A 19,398-nucleotide genomic window follows, 5' to 3' on the forward strand; every position below is an offset into this window, starting at 1 on the left:
CTCGCAGGGTGCCGGGGTGACCATCTCATTAAGGGACCCGCCGTAAAGGCGGAAGGGGCCAGTAGCGCCGCTACACAGAATGGACCGTTCCCAGTCTAAATGCCAAGCCAAGCCCCCCCCGACAATCCGTGAAGAGCCTTTTTATGGTTGCCGGGATATTTGCAGTGGCCATGAGATCGAGCGCCGCGCGGGCGGCGCTCGATTTTCGCCCCACCCGGACCTCAGGTCATGCAACGCTCGGCCACAGGCTCCCTCGCCATCCCCGGGCGATACAGCACCAAGTAATACGACCCCAACCCGATCAACCAGCAGAACACCGCCGTCCATACGTTATGCGACAGAAAATGCGCACCCTGCATCATTCGTCCGACCGACAATACCGACCCGGCCACGAATGCCACCGCCAGGGCCACTCGCGCCAGCCGTGGGCGCCGGTCGCGCAGCATGAAGAACAGCCCGAACAGGCAGAATCCGGTCGCCGCATGGCCGCCCGGCCAGCACAGCCCGGGTTTGTCGGTGGCCGGACGCGGTTCGAGCAGCTTGCTGTAGGTCTCCTTGCCACCGAACTGAGTGAGGCTCCATGGGCATTGGACCTGGGTTACCTTCTTCAGTGGCGTGACGAAGGCCGTGGACAGGCTCAGCGCCAGCACCAGGCAACCCAGCTCGCGGCGCCAGCCGAACAGGCGCTTGTAGAAAAAACTCAGGGCGAACACCACCAAAGCCACGACGCCCAGCACGATCACGCCCTGCTTGACCCGATCATGCAGGATGTTTTCCAGCCAGTAGCTGTGGCGGCCGATGAAGGCGCCAGCCACCGGATCGTAGAACAGTGTGGCGATGTCCATGTCGACCGAGGTCAGCTCCAGCAGGACCAGGGCCAAGGCGGTGGCCAGAGGGATGCCCAGATACAGCCAGACGTTGATCGGGCGAGGGCGGGTCGGTGCTTGCATGATAGCTCCAAGGCTGCAGGAAGGCCGGCATTGTCCGGTTGGCGCTATGCTATGCACGTGAAGGTTGGGTGAAAAAACCGTCAACGTCGGTATTTTTCCTCAGGGCTGGCACCGCACGGGCAATCGCCTTAAGCTGCGCCTGCCGCGCACCACTGCGAAGCGCCGCACAGGAGAACCCGATGCGCATTCTTTTGGTTGAAGACAACCGCGATATCCTCGCCAACCTGGCCGACTACCTCGGCATGAAGGGCTACACCGTCGACTGCGCCCAGGATGGCCTGTCCGGCCTGCACCTGGCGGCTACCGAACACTATGACCTGATCGTGCTCGACATCATGTTGCCGGGCATCGATGGCTATACCCTGTGCAAGCGCCTGCGCGAGGACGCCCGGCGCGATACCCCGGTGATCATGCTAACCGCCCGCGATCAGTTGGACGATCGCCTGCAAGGCTTCCGCTCCGGTGCCGACGACTACCTGCTCAAGCCCTTCGCCCTGTCCGAGCTGGCCGCGCGCATCGAGGCCGTGCTGCGTCGGGCCCAGGGGGGAGGGCGGCGGACCCTGCAGGTCGCCGACCTGAGCTACGACCTCGATACCCTCGAAGTGACCCGCCAGGGCCGCCTGCTCAAGCTCAACCCGGTCGGGCTCAAACTACTGGCGGTGCTGATGCAGAAGAGCCCTCATGTGCTGCGCCGCGAAGTGCTGGAAGAAGCCCTTTGGGGCGATGATTGCCCGGACAGCGACAGCCTGCGCAGCCACGTGCACCAGCTGCGCCAAGTGATCGACAAGCCTTTCGAGAAACCTTTGCTGCATACCGTCCATGGCGTCGGCTATCGCCTCGCCGAGGGCCGCGATGGAGTTTAAGCAAAGCCTTGCCCAGCGCATCATCATCGCCTTCGCGTTGATGAGCGCCCTGGTGGCCGGAGCCTTCGCCTTCGGAATCGTCGGCACCGTGCACCTGGTCGAAGAGCGGTTGATTTCCTCGGTACTTGGCGGCGATCTGCAGCGCCTGTTACGCATGGACAGCATCAGCGACTGGAGCCATCGACCGCGCCCTGACCAGCTGTTCTATTTCAGTGGCGGACGTGACGATTTCGAGTTGCCCAAGGACCTGCGTCACCTCGACAAAGGCTTCCACGAGGTATTCCGCGACCAACTCTCCTATCACGCCATGGTCGAGATCGTCGATGGCCGACGTTACGTGCTGCTGCAGGACCAGAGCGACTTCGAAGAGCGCGAGCGCGTGCTGTTCGCGGTCGTGGTGGTGGGCTTCGTGCTCAGCTTGGCGCTGGCCGTGATCCTGGGGTGGCTGCTGGCCCGGCGGGTCATGGCGCCGGTCATCCGCCTGGCGCGCCAGGTACGCCATCGCGATCAGTTACTGGGGTTGGCGCCGCCCTTGGCGCCGGACTATGCCGCCGATGAAGTCGGTCAGTTGGCCGTGGCCTTCGACGACACCTTGGGCCGCCTGCGAGATGCCCTGACCCGCGAACGGCTGTTCACCAGCGACGTCAGCCACGAACTGCGCACTCCCTTGATGGTGCTGGCCACGTCCTGCGAACTGCTGATGGAAAACCCGGCGCTGGATAGCCGCTCGCGAAACCAGGTCGAGCGCATTGCCCGCGCCACCGAGGAGATGCGCGAGCTGGTCAAGACTTTCCTGATGTTGGCCCGCGCTCAGCGCGACGAGGGCGCGGTGGCCTCGCGGGCCACCTTGGGTGAAGTGGCCGATGAACTCATCGGCGTATGGCGCGACACCATCGAGCAAAAGGGCCTGACCCTGTATTTCGACGGCAGGGCCAGTGCAAGCCCGGTGCTGTACAACGCCACCTTCCTGCAATCGGTGATGGGCAACCTGCTGCGCAACGCCGCGCACTATACCGACAGTGGTTACATCCGCCTGAGCCTGGAAGCTACCGGCTTCAGTGTCGAGGACAGCGGTGAGGGCATCCCCGAGGAGCAGCGTGAGGCGATGTTCCAACCGTTCGTACGCGGTAACGAACGACGCGGGGAAGGTTTGGGGTTGGGCCTGTCACTGGTGCAGCGGATCTGTGACGACCAAGGCTGGCGGGTGACCCTCACGGCGACCTCGCCCCACGGTTGTCGCTTCCAGGTGGACCTGAGCCAGGGCGGGACAAAGCCTGCCGGCGACGGCCTCGTGGAGTAATACCTGGCAACACACCCTGGTTCGGATGACATATTTTTCACATGGGCATGACCTGATTCCTACGCTCCCTTACCTACTGTGAGCGAATTGGAGTCAGGAGATGCTCAATGCGTAGCCCCATCAAACTCGAATTTTCCGACAAGTACGACCAGCAGCACGCCCGTGAGTATTTCATCAAGCACCAGGCGGGCCTGGCTCGGCGCCTGTCCCACAAGCGCGACGAACAGTTGGCCCGACGTGCCCTGGCCCTGGCCGGTGAGCCGGGACTGGTGCTTGACCTGCCCTGCGGCGCCGGCCGCTTCTGGCCGCTTCTGGCGGAAAAGCCGAATCGAGTGATCATCGGCGCCGACAACTCGGAGGCGATGATTCAGACCGCCTGCGCCTCGCAGCCGCCGGAAGTGGTGGCGCGGGTTCGGCCCTTGCAGACATCGGCATTCGCGATCGACCTGCCGGACAACGCGGTGGACAACATTTTCTGCATGCGCTTGTTCCATCACATTGGTGAAGCGGCGCATCGTAAGACTATTCTGTCGGAATTTCACCGGGTTAGCCGCGATAGTGTCATTCTGTCACTCTGGGTGGACGGCAATTTCAAGGCATGGCGGCGCCGCAAGCTGGAACAACGGCGCAGCGCCAAGGCTCAGCAGGACAGTTACCAGAACCGTTTCGTGTTACCGGCGGACACTGTCGAGCAGGAATTTGTCGATGCGGGCTTCCGCATCCAGGAACGTCTGGACTTCCTGCCGTTCTATGCCATGTGGCGAGTCTATGTATTGCGCAAGGGGTAGTGTTTGATGGGTGTAGCCCAGAATGGGGAATCTAGGTTCGATTACTTCTGGCGCCAGCAAGGTGAATGGGTCGAGGAACCCAACCAGCGGCGCGGTGGTGAAAGCGGTGTGCAGCGTCTCAATGACGCCAACGGGCATCTGCTGTACGCCAAGCGTCAGGTCGGGCATATCTATCGCAGCCTGCGCTATCCGTTTGGCCGGCCAACCGTGCTGCGCGAACTGGATGCGCTGAACAGTTTCGAACAACTCGGTGTGCGAGTGCCGCGCATCGTGTTCGCCGGTGCCCAGCGCGATGCCGATCATCAATGGCGGGCGTTGCTGGTCAGCGAAGCCCTCGACGGTTTCGTCGACCTCGATACCTGGATGGCCGAAGGTGCCTGGGAGCGTTATCCACAAGTGGTGCACGAGCGCATGCTCAAGGACCTGGCCGACAACCTGGCGCGCATGCACCTGGGCCACTGGCAGCATGGCTGCCTGTATGGCAAGCATGTGTTCGTCAAGATCACCGGTAGTGGCGAGCAGGCCAGGGCCGAGGTTGCCCTGTTGGATCTGGAGAAGTGCCGCCGGCGTATCAGTCGCCAGCGCGCAGCCGCCAACGACCTGCGCCAGTTGCGCCGCCACTCGTCGTTCAAAGAGGCGCAGTGGCACACGCTGCTCTACTTTTACAAGATGGCGTTTGGCAGCGCTGTCAAAGGGTTAGAGTGATGAAACTAGAAATCGCACGAGCTTTGTTCCTGTTGGCCGGCCTAGTGGTGACCACCGCGGCGGTGGCGGCTTGGGAAGAACCACGGCCGGTGGTTTTCAGCAAAGCTGAAATGGCTGAGCAGTGCCCGTTGCCACGGACGGTGAAGGTACAGGAGACGGCGCAGCCGGATCATGACCTGTTGCTGTTCCTGTTCGGCCTGCGCCAAGGGTTACGGCCGGTAGGCTGAGAAGAAAGTGCGAAATGTTCGAGGCCCGGCAATTGCCGGGCCTTTGCTTTGGTATGTTCGTATCGGCTCAGGCAGTTGCGGTCTGCTTGGCCGCCGCCTTATGCGCCAGCAGCGTGTAGATGCAGGGCAACACGAACAAGGTGAACAGGGTGCCGATCGACATCCCGGTGGCGATCACCATGCCGATGTCGAAGCGGCTCACGGCTCCGGCGCCCGTCGCCAGGATCAACGGCACCATGCCGAAGACCATCGCCGCCGTGGTCATCAGCACTGGCCGCAGGCGGATGGCGGCGGCCTGTTCCACCGCTTCACGCGCGGTCAGTTGTTGCTCTTCGCGCAACTGGTTGGCGAACTCGACGATCAGGATGCCGTGCTTGGTGATCAAGCCGATCAGCGTGACCAGGCCGACCTGGGTGTAGATGTTCAGGCTCGAAACGCCGAGGAACAATGGCAACAATGCGCCACAGATCGACAGCGGTACCGTCACCAGGATCACCAGCGGATCGCGGAAGCTCTCGAACTGCGCCGCCAGTACCAGGAAGATGATCGCCAGCGCCAGGCCAAAGGTCACCCACAAGGCACTGCCCTCCTGTACGAACTGTCGAGCCTGGCCGGCATAGTCGAACGAAAAGCCCTCCGCTGCTTCCTCGCGGGCGATGTCGCGCACGGTCTGCAAGGCTTCGCCCATGCTCACCAGCGGTACGCCCTGAATGATCGCTGAATTGAGCTGCTGAAACTGGTTGAGCTGCCGCGGCCGGGCGCGATCGCTCAGGCTGATCAGGGTCGACAGCGGCAGCAGTTGGCCCTGGTCGTTCTTCACGTAATAGTTGTTCAGCCAGTTCGGGTTGTCTCGGAAGGCGCGTTCGACCTGGGCGATCACCTTGTAGCTGCGGCCCTCCAGGGTGAATCGGTTGATCTCGCCTTCCCCCAGCAGAGTGGCCAGGGTGCCGCCCAGCAGATCCATCGACACCCTCATCTGCGCCGCCTTGGCCCGGTCGATGTCGACCACTACCTCCGGCTTGTCGAAGGCCAGGTCGATGTCGAGAAAGGCGAACTTGCCCGAGGCTTGAGCACGCTCCTTGACCCGCTGCGCCACCTCCAGAAGGGCCGGATAGTCGCTGGCGGTATTGATCACGAACTGGAAGGGCAGGCCCTCACCGGTGCCGGGCAGCGAAGGCAGATTGAATCCGAAGATCTGCAGGCCACTGATCTGTTCCAGCTTGGCCTGTACCTGCGGCAGCAGCTCCATCTGGGTCCGTTCGCGTTCGTTCCAGGGCTTGAGCAGGAAGCCGCCGATACCGCTCTGCACACCGTTGAAGCCGTTGATCTGGAACGACGAGTAATATTCCGGAAAGGTCCTGAACAAGGGCGTGAACTGGTCGGTGTAGGCGTTGAGGTAGTCGAGGTTGGCCGGCTGTGGCGAGCTGCTCATCATGAAGATCACGCCCTGGTCCTCGTTGGGGGCCAGCTCGTTCTGAGTGAACTTGAGCAACACCGGGATCAGGCACAGCACCAGGACCGCGAATACCAGCACCACCGGCCGACTGTCGAGGGTGGTATGCAGCAATCGCTGATAACGCACCTTGAGCCGTTCGAACAGGGTATCCAGGCGCTGGGCGAGCCCACTGGCATTCTGCTCGGGGCGCAACAACAGCGCGCACATCATCGGCGACAGGGTGAGGGCGACGATGCCCGAGATCACCACCGCGCCGGCCAAGGTCAGGGCGAATTCCTTGAACAGGGCGCCGGTCAGGCCGGTGAGAAAGCCGATAGGCGCATACACCGCGGCCAGGGTGATGGTCATCGACACCACCGGCATGGCGATCTCGCGGGCGCCTTCGAGCGCCGCGTCGAACGGCGATTTGCCTTCCTCCATGTGGCGGTGGATGTTCTCTACCACGACGATGGCATCGTCCACCACCAGACCGATGGCCAGTACCATCGCCAGCAAGGTCAGCAGGTTCAGCGAGTAGCCCATCATCTGCATGAAGAACAGCACGCCGATCATCGACAGGGGAATGGTCACCACCGGGATCAGTACCGAGCGCAGAGCGCCGAGGAACAGGAACACCACGACGATGACGATCAGCACCGCTTCGCCCAGAGTCTTGAGCACCTCATCGATGGAGGCCTGGATGAACAGGGTCGCGTCGTAGGCGATCGATACCTTGAGCGCCGAGGGCAGTTGGCTCTCGAGCTCCGGCATGATCTTGCGCACTTCCTTGATCACATCCAGCGGGTTGGCGGCGGGAGTCGCCTTGATGCCGATGTACACCGAGGGAATGCCATCGAAAGAACTGACGGTGTCGTAGTTTTCCGCGCCCATCTCCACCCGCGCCACATCGCCGAGCAGCACCCGGGTATCGCCGGACGTCTTCAGCGGCAGGGCGGCGAAGGCCTCGGCCGACTTCAATTCGGTGCTGGCGTTGACGCTGGTGACCACGTACTCGCCTTTGATTTCTCCGGCGGCGGCGAGAAAGTTGTAGCGCCGCACGGCTTCGGTCACATCGACGGCCGAGAGGCCGAACCCTGCCAGTTTCACCGGATCGAGCCAGATGCGCATGGCGAATACCTGGTTACCGAGGATCTCGGCCTCGGCCATGCCCGGCAGAGTCGCCAGTTTAGGCTGGATCACCCGTGACAGGTAGTCGGTGATCTGTGGGTTGCTCATCTGCTTGCTGTAGAAACTGATGTACATCAGTGCCGAAGCGTCGGCGGCTTCCTTGGCCAGTACCGGATCTTCGGCATCTTGCGGGAGCTGGTTGCGCACTTCATTGGCCTTGGCCAGCAACTCGGTGAACAGTCGATCGCTGTCGGCACCGATGCGCGCGTAGATGGAAATCACCGAGAAGTTCTGGCGGCTCACCGAGGTCATGTAATCGATGCCTTCGGCGCTGGCCAGGCTCTGCTGCAGCGGTTGGGTGATGTAGCCCTGGATGGTCTCGGCGTTGGCGCCGGGGTAGGCGGTGGTGACCGTGATCAGGGCGTTTTCCATCTGCGGGTACTGACGGATTTGTAGCTTGCTCCAGGCCTGGATGCCCAGCAGCAGGATCAGCAGGCTGACCACGCAGGCCAGCACCGGGCGGCGGATGAACGGGTCGGTGAGCGCCATGCCTGCCTCCTCTCAGTCCTTGGCCGGTGAGCGTTGCTCGGGCTCGAGGACCTGGTCCTTGCCGATGCGGATGGCCGCGCCAGGGGACAACTTGAGCTGCCCGGCAGTGATCACCTGTTCGCCAGGGCGCAGGCCTTCACTGACCACCACCACGCCGTCGCGACGCTCGCCGGTGTGTACCGTCCGCTGTTCGGCGATCAGCCGTGGTTGTCCTTGGTCGTCCTGCTCGGGTTGGCCATCGGCGTTGTTCTTCGGCGTGGCGACATAGACCGAGTTGCCGTACAAGGTGTAGGTGATGGCGGTTTCCGGCACCACCACCTGAGGCTGTGGATCGGGCAGCAACAGCAACAGGCTGGCGAACATCCCAGGCAGCAGTTTGCCGTCCGGGTTGGCCATGGTCGCGCGCACCAGCAGGTTGCGGGTCGCTTCGTCGACCTTGGGGTTGATCGCGCTGAGGCTGGCCGGGAAGGTCTGGCCTGGATAGGCGGCCACCTCCACCAGCACGCGTTGGCCCAGGCTCAGCTTCGGCAAGGCCTGCTCGGGCACATTGAAGTCGACGTAGAGGCTGGAGAGGTCCTGCAAGGTGGCGATGACCGTGCCACTGGCCAGGTAGTCGCCGACGTCGACCTGGCGGATGCCGATCGTGCCGCTGAAAGGCGCGCTGATGCTTTTTTTCGCCAGCGATGCCTTGAGCTGGTCGACCACCGCCTGGTTGCGGCGGTACTGGGCGGTCAGGCGGTCGAACTCACCTCTGGAAATGGCCGAGTCGCCCACCAGCTGGCTGCCGCGGCCGTAGTCGACCTTGGCCAGGCCGAGGTCGGCCAGGGCGGTGCCGAGCAGGGCCGCTTCCTGGTCGCTGTCCAGCTCCAGCAGCAACTGGCCGACCTTGACGTGCTGGCCAGAGTCGAAATGCAGCGATTTGACCGTGCCGGCCTGCTCCAGGCTCAGTTCGACGCCTTGCAGAGTCTTGAGGCTCCCGACAGCGGGCAGCCGCTCCTGCCACAGGCGCTCTTCGGCCAGGCTGGCCGCCACGGTGATGGGCGCCTTGGGGGCAGTGAACACCTGAATCTGCCGGTAGATCGAGAAGGCCTTGTAACCCCCCAGTGCCAGCACGATCAGCAGAACGACGGCCAACATGATGAGCATGCGGCGGCGCAACATAGGTCCGATTCCTTGGCGGTTTTGTTATAGGTTTTGACACGACAACGGGCGATCCTGCCCACGTGTGGATGGGGGAAGTATTGACTGTTTTTGGCGCGGGGGGAAATGCATTGCCTGAGCGGGCCTCTTCGCGGGTTTACCCGCGAAGAGGCCGGTTCAGACCGGCGAACGATCAGACCAGGTGCAGGTGGTTGTCCCAGAACCCCGATGGCAGGTTCATCGGCTGCGCGACCGGGTCCGCCTTGCGGCAGTCGTAATAGCGGCAGCGCCCCTGCCCGGAAGTGACCACGAAACCATCCTTGACCGCCCCGACCCCGGCACAATCGGGCATCGGCGCGTCGACCCGCACCGCACCGCTGTCCAGGTCCCAGACGAACAGGCGATTGGCCCTCGGCGCAGTCAGTGCCACCAGGCGCAGCTCACTGTGAATGGCAACGCTGGCGGTATACTGGGCCATCGATTGCAATTGCTGCTCTGGCACCGGGAAGGCCTTGAACGGCTCGCCCGGGCGCTTGATCGCCAGCAGCTCGGCGGTGGTGTCGGCGTCTCCCATGAACTGTTGGCAGGCGGCGATGGTGCCATCGCTACCCACCGCCAGGTGGCGCACGCTGTTCATCTGCTGGGCCAGCGTCTCCTTGCTCAACAAGGTGCCATCGCGTTGCATCAGCACCAGGCTCGGCTCCATGGCGTCAAGGTTCATCTCGACGCGGCTTTCAGCTTCGGTGCGGATACCGCCGTTGGCAACGATCAAGGTCTCGCCATCGGGCAGCCAGGCGACTTCATGGGGGCCGATGCCGTGGGTGGGGATTTCGCCGGTGTACGTCAGGCGTTCGCCTTCGAAGCGATACACCCCGAGTACCCCACGCCCTGGCTCGGTGGTGTCGTTCTCGGTGGCGTACAGCCACTCACCCTCCTTGTGGATCACCGCATGGCCGTAGAAATGGCGGTTCGGCTGGGAAGCGACGGTCTGCAACAGGCGCCCGTCGCGCAGGTCGATCAGGTAGCTTTCAGTACCCGGACGACGAGCGACGAACAGGGCGACCGGACGCTCGGGGTGGTGGATGATGGCATGGCAACGCTGGCTTACCTGGGTGCTGAACACCTGGGTGCCGTCCAGGCGAAACCCGACCGCATAATGCTTGCCGTCGCCATCATCACGCGCCGACAGCAGCAAGGGTTCGCTGCCTTTGTTGCGCATCAGGCTCCAGCCGCCCAGGGTCAGGGCGCTGAGCAATACACTACCGAGTTTGAGGGCCTGGCGTCGCAGCATGATCAGTCACCGTCGTTGGCATTGAAGCCCAGCTGGATGTTCAACGCCTTGGCCAGGTCGCCTTCGTGCAGGCGGTGGACGACGTTGAGGCTGTCGTAGAGCTGGTTGAGCATCTGCATGCCGGCGTCGTCGGCCAGCAGCTCGCCCAGCGTCTTCTGGTTGTCGGCCAGCAGCTTGAGCGCGCTGGCGTAGGCATCGTCGATTTTCTGTGCCAGGGCTTTCTGATCGCTGGGCAGCAAACCGCGCATGCCTTGGTTGTCGACCCCGACCCATACCGCCTGGGCCGCCTTGAGGGTGGCTTCCAGGCTCTGGATCGAAGAGTGGCTGCGCCAGGCCTCGGCCTGCAGTGGCTGCGCGATGCCCTTGCTCTGGCGGCCCATCGGCGCGCCCAGCTTTTTCTTCAGGGTATCCAGGGCGGTGACCTGGGAGCGCAGCAGATCGGCGATCGCCTCGTGGGAGTCGGCGTAGCGCTGGTTGGGGAACTTGGTCATTTGCGACAGCATGCCGTCGGTGCTGTTCCAACCCTTGAGGATCTCCTCGGCCAGGGCCTTCTGGTGCTCGCCGATGGCCACCAGCAGCGGGCAATAGCGCGCCTTCTGCTCGTCGCTGGCGATGTCCGGTTTGCTGTCGAACAGGATGTACTCGTAGGCCGAAAGACCGCGGACCACCACGCTGGCCTTGTTCAGGCTCTGTGCGTCGACTGGGTTGTCGCCGTTGACCAACTGCTCGACCTGACGGCCTACCAGGTTCTTCTTGTCAGGCCAGAACTGCACCTGCCAGGCGCGATTGCCTTCAGCCAGTGGGCCGACCAGCAGCGGTTGCAGTTCGGCCCAGGCCTTTTGCGCTTCGAGGAAATCCGCGCGGGCCTTGTCCAGGCTTTCCTTACCTTCGCAGTAGGCCAGGGCACTGGCCGCAAGATTGCGGTCGGCTTCCACCCAGCGGCTGTAGGTCGGCAGGATCACCTGCTTGGCGATCGCAGCCGAGGTCACGGCTTGGGGATCTTGTGGCGAGCAGGCGCCGAGGGCGAGTGCGGCGAGGCTGGTGAACAACAGTTTGGGTCGGAACATGCCCGGCTCCTTGCGCGTTAAAGTGAGTTCAGGAAAGCCAGCAACGCGGCGCGCTGCTCGGCATCGAAAGCCAGTACCTGGTCACGTGCCGCCTGGGCTTCGCCGCCGTGCCAGAGCACGGCCTCGAGCAGGTTGCGGGCACGACCGTCGTGCAGGTATTGAGTGTGACCGCTGACGGTTTCGCTCAGGCCGATACCCCACAGTGGGGCAGTACGCCAGTCCTGGCCATTGGCGGCGAATTCGCTGCGCTCGTCTGCCAGGCCTGGGCCCATGTCATGCAGCAGCAGGTCGCTGTAAGGGCGGATCACCTGATTCGCCAGTGCAGGCTCTGCGGCCTGGCTGGAGGTGGTGAACTGCGGAGTGTGGCACCCCTGGCAACCGGCTTGGTGGAACAGGTTCTTGCCGGCCAGCACCTGAGGCGAATCGACGTCGCGGCGGGCCGGGACACCCAGGTTGCGGGTATAGAACGTCACCAGGCGCAGGATGTTGTCGCTGACTTCCTTCTCACCGCCGGCACCATCGCCGTTGGGCTGGGCCAGGCAGTCGGTCTGAGCGGCGGTGCAATCGTCCTTGGGCTGGAGGGTGCTGGTCAAACCCATGTCGCCGGCGAAAGCGTGCACGTTCTGCTGGTTGACGTTGGGTTGCCCAGCCTTCCAGCCAAAGCGCCCGATCACGGTCTTGCCCAGGGCATCGTCCCACACCCGGTTGGCACGGCCGCGGATACCATCGTGATTGCGGTCGTCCGGGTCTTCCGCGGCGAGGATATCGGCCTCGGGAATGGCTTCGAGCAGGCCGAGACCGATCATCGGCGGCGCCACGCGGGCGGAGAAGCGCGTGTCCGGGTGCATCGGTCCGTAGCCCAGCTGGGTGATCTGCAGGGTCGGGCGGCGCAGCTCCACCTGGTAGCCGTCGGCGAAACGTACCGGCACCGGCTCGTAGGTCATACGCACCTTGCCTTCCGGCGCCACGCCGGGCACGGCCATGTCCTGCAGTTGGGTACCGTAGGTCGGCTCCGGAACGACGCCCAGTTGCTGGATGACCTTGGCGTAGTAAGGCTGATCGGGGATCGACAGGCGTACCAACATCGACACCGCATTGTTGCCGTCCGCCTTGGGTGGATGGCCACGGCCATCACGGATGTGGCAGTTCTGGCAGGCGTTGGTGTTGAACAGTGGGCCCAGACCATCACGGGCGGTGGTGGTCGAGGGGGCGATCACCCAGGGATTGCGAAAGAAGCTGTTGCCGACGGCGAAGTCCACGCGCTGCTCGGGTGACAGGTTGGCCGAAGGCATGGAGAACGCATTGCGGTCGCTGCGCATCACCGTCGCCTGGCCACCAGACAGCGCTTCGCCGGGCTCGGCCTGGGTGAAACGCGGTGCGTCGTCACAGGCAGCGAGGGCGAGGGCCAACAGCAGGCAGGGGAGTCGGGAGAACGACAAGGACATCTACGATCCTGGGCGAGAGCGAAAAAACCGGCGAGCAAGCTTAGCAAAGTGAAGAAGATTGAATAAGAGCAATTTGCAATTGCTGCATGAAAATGGTGTCAGCGGGCCTGTGGGTTTGGGTTTGATGGTGGGGCGGAAATCGAGCGCCGCGCGGGCGGCGCTCGATCTCACAGCCGGCAAATCCCCTACGGCAGGCATAAAAAAGGCGACCCAAAGGCCGCCTCTCTCGTTACCGCGCGTCCACCAATCAGAATTCGTGGTCGGCAGTGTCCGGGTTCAGGTTGTCGATACCCAGCTTGCCCGCAGCCTGCTCGATCGCGCCGGTCTGCTTGACCAGGGCGGCGATGGCGTCGCGCACGATCTGGTTGCCCGCGGCGTTGTCCGGCGCGATCAGCTGATCGTAGTGCTCGCCTTTGAGGGCGTGGTCGACCATCACCTGGATCTTCGCCTCGGTCGACTCCAGGTCGGCCTTCAGCGTGGCATCGGCGGCCGGGTCAGCCTTGGCCACCAAGGACGACAGGCTCGGCCCGGTCAGCTTGGTGCCGTCGGTACGGGTGTATTCGCCCAGGTAGACGTTGCGGATACCCTTGGCGTCGTAGAAGTGCGAGTAGTGGGTGTTGTCACTGAAGCAATCCTGCTCGTCTTCCGGCGAGTTGGCTTCCAGGGAGACCTTCATGCGCTCACCGGCCAGTTCGCCCAGCGACAGGCTGCCCATGCCGAACAGCATCTTGCGCAGGCCTTCGGTAGCAGGCTCGGCCTCGAGCTTGGCGCGGTAGTTGTCGGCGACGTTCGGCGCCCAGTTGCCGACCATTTCCTCGAGGTCTTGCACCAGCAGTTGAGTCACCGCTTTCAAGTAGGCGCGACGACGTTCGTTGTGGCCCCCGGTGGCGCCTTTGCCTTCCAGGTAGTCCGAAGCAGGACGGGCGCCCGCGCCCGGACCGGTGCCGTTGAGGTCCTGGCCCCAGAGCAGGAATTCGATGGCATGGTAGCCGGTGGCGACGTTGGCCTCGGAGCCGCCCAGTTCATTCAGGCTGGCGAGCTTCTCGGGGGTGATGTCCTTGACATCGATCTTCTCTTCGCCGACCTGGATCTCGGTGTTGGCGATGATGTTGGCGCTGGCACCCGGGTTACCCAAGGCGTGCTCGTAGCTCTTGTCGACGTAGTCGATCAGGCCTTCGTCCAGCGGCCAGGCGTTCACCTGACCTTCCCAGTCATCGATGATGGTATTGCCGAAGCGGAAGGCCTCGCTCTGCAGATACGGGACGCGTGCGGCAGCCCAGGCGGCCTTGGCGGCCTTCAGAGTATCGTCGTTGGGGGTGGCGAGAAACGCGTCGACCGCGCTCTGCAGGGTCTTGGCAGTGCTCAGCGAGTCGCTGTACACGGCATAGACCATCTCGGTGTAATGCTTGACCACGGCCTTGGCGGCGGCTTCATCGACAGCGCCCGGCGCGGCAGCGGCAGTGCTGGCGGCAGCGGGTGCCTGAGCTTGCGGAGCGGCTGCCTTGTCATCCTTGCCCTCGCCGCAACCGGCAAGAGCGATGGCGATGGCCAGCAGACTGGCGGAGGCCAGAGGCATTCGAATCATTATTGGTTTTCCTGCGTCGTGTGGTTGGACTGTGTGCCTGGGCACGCGAAACGGCAACATCATGCGAAAGATTTGCATTTGCTGTAAAGGGGCGTGGGCGCAATTCGTGTAAATGGGGGTGACGCAATGTCACCGGGCGTGTGGGGGTTACAACATCGATGCGTGGTTGCGCTGGGCCTGCTTGAGGTAGTGGGTCACTTCTCGGGCCGAAAGCGGTTTGCTGTAGTGGTAGCCCTGGCCCTCATGGCAGCCCTGGGCGATGATGTAAGCCTCCTGCTCGGCGGTTTCCACGCCCTCGGCGATCACTTGCATGCCCAGGCTCTTGCCCAGCTGAATGATGGCGCGAACGATCGTGGCGTCGTCATCGTCGTCGAGCAGGTCCTGGACGAAGCTCTTGTCGATCTTGATCTTGTCCAGTGGCAGTGATTTGAGGTAGCTGAGCGAGGAATAGCCGGTGCCGAAATCGTCGATGGCAATCAAAGCCCCGGAACGGCGCAGGCTCAGCAGGTGCTGGGCAGCAGTGCTGATGTCTTCCATCAGGCCGGTTTCGGTGACCTCCAATTCCAGGCTGCGCGGCGGCAGGCGGTAGGCCTGCAGCAGGTTGTTGACCACCCGGGGCAGTTCGCTGTGGTGCAGTTGCACGGTCGACAGGTTGACCGCCATACGCAGTTCGCAGAAGCCCAGGTCGTGCCATTCACGCAGTTGTCGGCACGCCTGGTCGAGTACCCATTCGCCGATGGCGATGATGCTGCCGTTCTGTTCGGCCAGGGGAATGAACTGGTCCGGCGGAACCATGCCCAGCTCCGGGTGCTGCCAGCGCAACAGGGCCTCGACACCGACCACGCGCTGGTCCCGATAGCTGACTTGGGGCTGATAGACCAGATAAAGCTGCTTGCGTGGCAGCGCTTCGCGCAGGTCTTTCTCCATCTCGCGGCGTCGACGCATTTCGCTGTCGACGCTGGCGATATAGAACTGATAGCGGTTGCGCGAGCGGGCCTTGGCCAGGGTCATGGTCTGCTCGGCCTTTTGCAGGAGCTTCTCGGTGCTGTCGCCGTCCTCCGGGAACAGGGTGATGCCGATGGTGGCGCGCAGGCGGATTTCATGTTGGTCGACGCAGAAGGGGGCTTCCAGGTCGTCGAGGATGCTCTGCGCCAGCTCTGCAGCCTCATAGGGTTGTTCGATGTTGGCCTGGACCAGGGCGAACTGGTCGCCGCCCAGCCGCGCCAAGGCGCCCAGGCGGCCACTGTGTGCACGCAGGCGGTCGGCCAGCGCCAGCAGCAGTTGATCACCTACCTGATAGCTGAACTGTTCGTTGATGCCCTTGAAGTCGTCCAGGCCTACGCACAGCACCGCAACGCGATGTTGCAGGCGGCCCCCGTCGACGAGGATCTTGTCCAGTTGCTCCTGCAGTTGCTGACGGTTGGGTAAACCGGTGAGAAAGTCGTACTGGGCCATGCGCTGCAGACTGTTCTCGGCCTCATGGCGCAAGTGGGTGTTGCGCTCGATGGAGGCCAGCAACTGATTGGCGGTGTTGACCCAAACCCCCAACTCGTTTTTCTCGTGACCCTTGAGCTGGGGGATCTGGTGTTGGCTGGGACGGTCAGGATTGATCTGCGTGAGGTGCTCGATGATTTTCGATAGCGGCTTGGTCAGCAACCAGTGGTACACCAGGTACAACACCAGGCCCATGGCCAGAGCACGCAGCACGCCCGAGATGAAGATGATCACCGCATTGATCAGAAATTCCTTGCCATAGTCGGCGGTATCGAGGGTGATCTTCAGATCGCCATAGTACTCGCTGTAAGGGCCGCGGCCGACCAATTGGATGCTGTAGCTGCGTTCCGGGCCCAGCAGCAGGTCGGTCAGCCAGCGCATGGACATCTCGCGCAACGGGCGTGATTTCTGCGCGAGCATGGTTTCGTGGGGGTGGCCGATGGAGGCCATGCGTACCGACTCGTCCTGGAACAGGCCTTCCATTACCTGCATGCCCATTTCCCGGTCCAGGCTGTACACCGCTTGGGTGGACGGGTCGCGGAACATGTCGAGGATACGCTGGGCATCGGTGTCCACGGCATGGCGGGTCTTGTAGGTGTCGTAGACGATCTGCGCGCAGCTGAGCACGACGCCGACCGCCAGCGCCGAAAGGAGCACGACCCTGAGCAACTTGATCGATAAGCTGTCCCGCAATTCCAGCTTCAATGGAGTTTCCTTAATCCATGCGCATACCAGCATTTTGCCACTATCGTTGGCAATACACTATCGAGTCCAGGCCTGCACGCAATGCCGGGTCTGCCCTGACAGTGTATCGGTTGCCAACGCCTGCGACTTGAGAGCGGCGTGTCCACTTGCCCGAAATTTGATGGTAGCGCGCTATTGAGGGTGAGCAAGCGTTTCCCGGGAATCCATCATTGCCCGCGAGGCAATGAAAAAACCCGGCACTGGGCCGGGTTCTTTGGTCAGGTCTGAAGCAATCAGGCCTTGAAGGTCTTGCCTTCGAACTGCTCGGCGACGAACGCCCAGTTGACCAGGTTCCAGAACGCCTCGACGTACTTCGGACGCAGGTTGCGGTAGTCGATGTAGTAGGCGTGTTCCCAGACGTCGCAGGTCAGCAGCGGGGTATCGCCGCTGGTCAGCGGGCAGCCGGCGCCGATGGTGCTGGCCAGGGCCAGGGAGCCGTCGGCTTTCTTCACCAGCCAGCCCCAGCCGGAACCGAAGGTGCCGACCGAAGTCTTGGTGAACTCTTCCTTGAACTTGTCGAAGGAACCGAATGCGGCGTTGATGGCCTCAGCCAGGGCACCGGTCGGCTGGCCGCCGCCGTTTGGCGACAGGCAGTTCCAGTAGAAGGTGTGGTTCCAGACTTGAGCGGCGTTGTTGAAGATGCCGCCCGAAGAGCTCTTGACGATCTCTTCCAGGGTCTTGCCTTCGAATTCGGTGCCTGGGACCAGGTTGTTCAGGTTCACGACGTAGGTGTTGTGGTGCTTGTCGTGGTGATACTCCAGGGTTTCCTTGGAGATGTGCGGCTGCAGGGCATCGTGGGCATACGGCAGCGGCGGCAATTCAAAAGCCATGGTGGATCTCCTGATTCAGGTCTGTTTGCGGTTTGCGCAAGGCCGATCACGGGCGGCCCGATGTGCGTCGGCGAGTTTTTACTCTTTGCGACGCAAGGGCTGGATCATAGCACCCGCCCCGGCGCATAACCACGCAACAAAGATAGGGAATAGAGGTTCCAGAGCGGCGCGCGGTTGCCGATCAGCGGCATCAAAGCCTGACGTTCAGCTAAAGATCAACTGTGCCGCCACCGCGAACATCATCACCGCGACCATCAGGTCGAGCATCCGCCAAGTAGCCGGCCGGGCCAGCCACGGGGCCAGCCAGGCAGCGCCCAATGCCAGGGTGGAGAACCACACCAGCGAGGCGCTCGCGGCGCCGGCCACGTAGGCACCTGGCACGCTCTGCTGGGCGCCGAGCGAGCCGATCAGCAACACGGTGTCGAGGTACACATGGGGGTTGAGCAGGGTCACCGCCAGCGCGCTCAGCAGCACTGCCCGACGCGAGCGCAGGCCCTGGCCCTGCTGGTGCTGCAGGCTCTGTTTGGAGCAGGCGCTGCGCAGGGCCTTGGCGCCGTACCAGAGGAGGAACACCGCGCCTCCCCAGCGGGCGATCGCCAGCAGCGTCGGGTTGTGCGCCAGCACCGTGGCCAGGCCGAATACCCCGGCGGCCACCAAGAGGGCGTCACACACCACGCACAACGCTGCCACGGGCAGATGGTGCTCGCGGCGCAGGCTTTGGGCCAGGACGAAGGCATTCTGTGCGCCGATGGCCATGATCAGGCCAAAGGCCACGAGCATGCCGTTCAAATAACTCTGCCACATGGGAAAAACACTCCAGGGGCCGCCGCGAAGGGGGCACGATAACGTAGGGATGCTGGCCATTGTGTGAGCGCGCGTTGTATAAGAAAAACAAATAGTGCTGATCGCACATTAGGAAAATCGATGTTCGACTACAAACTGCTCGCAGCCCTCGCGGCCGTCATCGAGCAAGCCGGTTTCGAGCGCGCCGCCCAGGTCCTGGGCCTGTCGCAATCGGCGGTGTCCCAACGCATCAAGCTGCTCGAGGCACGGGTGGGCCAGCCGGTGCTGGTCCGTGCGACGCCGCCGAGCCCCACCGACGTGGGTCGCCAGTTGCTCAACCATGTGCAGCAGGTGCGTCTGCTCGAGCGCGACCTGCAGCGCCAGGTGCCGGCGCTGGATGAGCAAGGTGCGCCGGAACGCTTGCGCATCGCCCTCAACGCCGACAGCCTGGCGACCTGGTGGGCCGCCGCGGTGGGCACTTTCTGCGCCGAGCATCAGTTGCTCACCGACCTGGTGGTAGAAGATCAGGATGTTGGCCTCAAGCGCATGCGTGCCGGCGAGGTCGCCGCCTGCTTGTGTGGCAGCGAACGGCCGGTGGCCGGTGCGCGGAGCCTCGCGCTTGGCGCCATGCGCTATCGGGCGCTGGCCAGTCCACAGTTCATGGCGCGCAATTTCCCACAGGGGTTCGTGGCGGAGCGCCTGGCCAGGACGCCGGCGATCGTCTACGGGCCGGATGATTTCCTGCAGCATCGTTATTTGGCATCGCTGGGTATTCAAGAAGGTTTTCTGCACCACTTGTGCCCTTCGTCTGAAGGCTTCCTGCGCATGACCGAAGCGGGACTGGGCTGGGGGCTGGTGCCCGAGCTGCAGGCCCGCGATCAGCTCAACGCTGGCAAATTGGTGGAAATTTGTGCCGATACACCCATCGATGTGCCGCTGTACTGGCATCATTGGCGCAGTGGCGGGCAATTGCTCGCGCAACTGACCGAGCACCTGCGCCACAGCGCAGGGCAATGGCTGGTGCCGTTGTAGGCGCGGCTGGCGTCTGTTGCATCTGAAATCTGGCAAGGCAGG

General features: G+C 63.1%; 16 protein-coding genes. 6 read left to right on the top strand and 10 right to left on the bottom strand.

The features are described from left to right. Positions 1–221 precede the first annotated feature (221 nt). Complete coding sequence (locus tag KY379_RS25090; protein ID WP_261241455.1) at positions 222–950, bottom strand: phosphatase PAP2 family protein; 729 nt, start codon at positions 948–950, stop codon at positions 222–224. Positions 951–1,129: 179 nt separating this feature from the next. Here KY379_RS25090 and colR point away from each other — a divergent pair, with 179 nt between their 5' ends. The 5 genes from colR (at position 1,130) to KY379_RS25115 (ending at position 4,833) form a co-directional block, all read left to right on the top strand. Next, positions 1,130–1,813 (top strand): two-component system response regulator ColR, encoded by a 684-nt coding sequence (gene colR / locus KY379_RS25095; protein WP_003255215.1) that lies wholly within the window; start codon positions 1,130–1,132, stop codon positions 1,811–1,813. Beyond that, a complete protein-coding gene (locus KY379_RS25100; RefSeq protein WP_261241456.1) occupies positions 1,803–3,113 on the top strand; it encodes a sensor histidine kinase in 1,311 nt (436 codons plus the stop codon). Before colR ends, KY379_RS25100 begins: the two co-directional genes overlap by 11 nt. A 107-nt stretch (positions 3,114–3,220) precedes the next feature. Beyond that, complete coding sequence (locus KY379_RS25105; protein WP_196171542.1) at positions 3,221–3,901, top strand: class I SAM-dependent methyltransferase; 681 nt, start codon at positions 3,221–3,223, stop codon at positions 3,899–3,901. Between the two features lie 6 nt (positions 3,902–3,907). Further along, positions 3,908–4,606 (top strand): lipopolysaccharide kinase InaA family protein, encoded by a 699-nt coding sequence (locus tag KY379_RS25110; protein WP_133329905.1) that lies wholly within the window; start codon positions 3,908–3,910, stop codon positions 4,604–4,606. Then, entirely contained in the window at positions 4,606–4,833 is a 228-nt protein-coding gene (locus KY379_RS25115; protein WP_196171543.1) for a hypothetical protein, read from the top strand. Before KY379_RS25110 ends, KY379_RS25115 begins: the two co-directional genes overlap by 1 nt. A gap of 67 nt (positions 4,834–4,900) precedes the next feature. On the opposite strand, the gene KY379_RS25120 is transcribed toward KY379_RS25115, so the two are convergent. The 9 genes from KY379_RS25120 to KY379_RS25160 all read right to left on the bottom strand — a co-directional run bounded on the left by KY379_RS25120 (position 4,901) and on the right by KY379_RS25160 (position 18,345). Next, positions 4,901–7,945, bottom strand: a complete 3,045-nt coding sequence (locus tag KY379_RS25120) for a multidrug efflux RND transporter permease subunit (RefSeq protein ID WP_261241457.1) — start codon at positions 7,943–7,945, stop codon at positions 4,901–4,903. A 12-nt stretch (positions 7,946–7,957) separates the two neighbouring features. Then, complete coding sequence (locus tag KY379_RS25125) at positions 7,958–9,106, bottom strand: efflux RND transporter periplasmic adaptor subunit (protein WP_261241458.1); 1,149 nt, start codon at positions 9,104–9,106, stop codon at positions 7,958–7,960. Between the two features lie 172 nt (positions 9,107–9,278). Beyond that, entirely contained in the window at positions 9,279–10,376 is a 1,098-nt protein-coding gene (locus tag KY379_RS25130) for a DUF1513 domain-containing protein (protein WP_133329915.1), read from the bottom strand. Between the two features lie 2 nt (positions 10,377–10,378). Then, positions 10,379–11,443: an imelysin family protein gene (locus tag KY379_RS25135; protein WP_133329917.1), complete on the bottom strand. Its 1,065-nt coding sequence runs from the start codon at positions 11,441–11,443 to the stop codon at positions 10,379–10,381. Positions 11,444–11,460: 17 nt separating this feature from the next. Further along, positions 11,461–12,888 carry a di-heme oxidoredictase family protein gene (locus KY379_RS25140; RefSeq protein WP_196171546.1) on the bottom strand — a complete coding sequence of 476 codons (1,428 nt, stop codon included), beginning with the start codon at positions 12,886–12,888 and terminating at the stop codon, positions 11,461–11,463. A gap of 247 nt (positions 12,889–13,135) precedes the next feature. Then, positions 13,136–14,473: an imelysin family protein gene (locus KY379_RS25145; protein ID WP_133329921.1), complete on the bottom strand. Its 1,338-nt coding sequence runs from the start codon at positions 14,471–14,473 to the stop codon at positions 13,136–13,138. A gap of 147 nt (positions 14,474–14,620) precedes the next feature. Continuing rightward, a complete protein-coding gene (locus KY379_RS25150) occupies positions 14,621–16,672 on the bottom strand; it encodes a putative bifunctional diguanylate cyclase/phosphodiesterase (protein WP_165976081.1) in 2,052 nt (683 codons plus the stop codon). Positions 16,673–16,944: 272 nt separating this feature from the next. Next, the gene (locus KY379_RS25155; RefSeq protein ID WP_012312902.1) at positions 16,945–17,541 is read right to left on the bottom strand and encodes a superoxide dismutase; all 597 of its coding nucleotides are present in this window, start codon (positions 17,539–17,541) and stop codon (positions 16,945–16,947) included. A gap of 204 nt (positions 17,542–17,745) precedes the next feature. Then, positions 17,746–18,345 (bottom strand): LysE/ArgO family amino acid transporter, encoded by a 600-nt coding sequence (locus KY379_RS25160; RefSeq protein WP_133329925.1) that lies wholly within the window; start codon positions 18,343–18,345, stop codon positions 17,746–17,748. 120 nt (positions 18,346–18,465) lie between these two features. Between KY379_RS25160 and KY379_RS25165 the strand changes: the two genes are divergently transcribed. After that, a complete protein-coding gene (locus tag KY379_RS25165) occupies positions 18,466–19,356 on the top strand; it encodes a LysR family transcriptional regulator ArgP (protein ID WP_133329927.1) in 891 nt (296 codons plus the stop codon). The last annotated feature ends 42 nt before the right edge of the window (positions 19,357–19,398 follow it).

This window comes from Pseudomonas sp. HD6422 (assembly GCF_025377065.1).
Lineage (GTDB): Bacteria > Pseudomonadota > Gammaproteobacteria > Pseudomonadales > Pseudomonadaceae > Aquipseudomonas > Aquipseudomonas putida_U.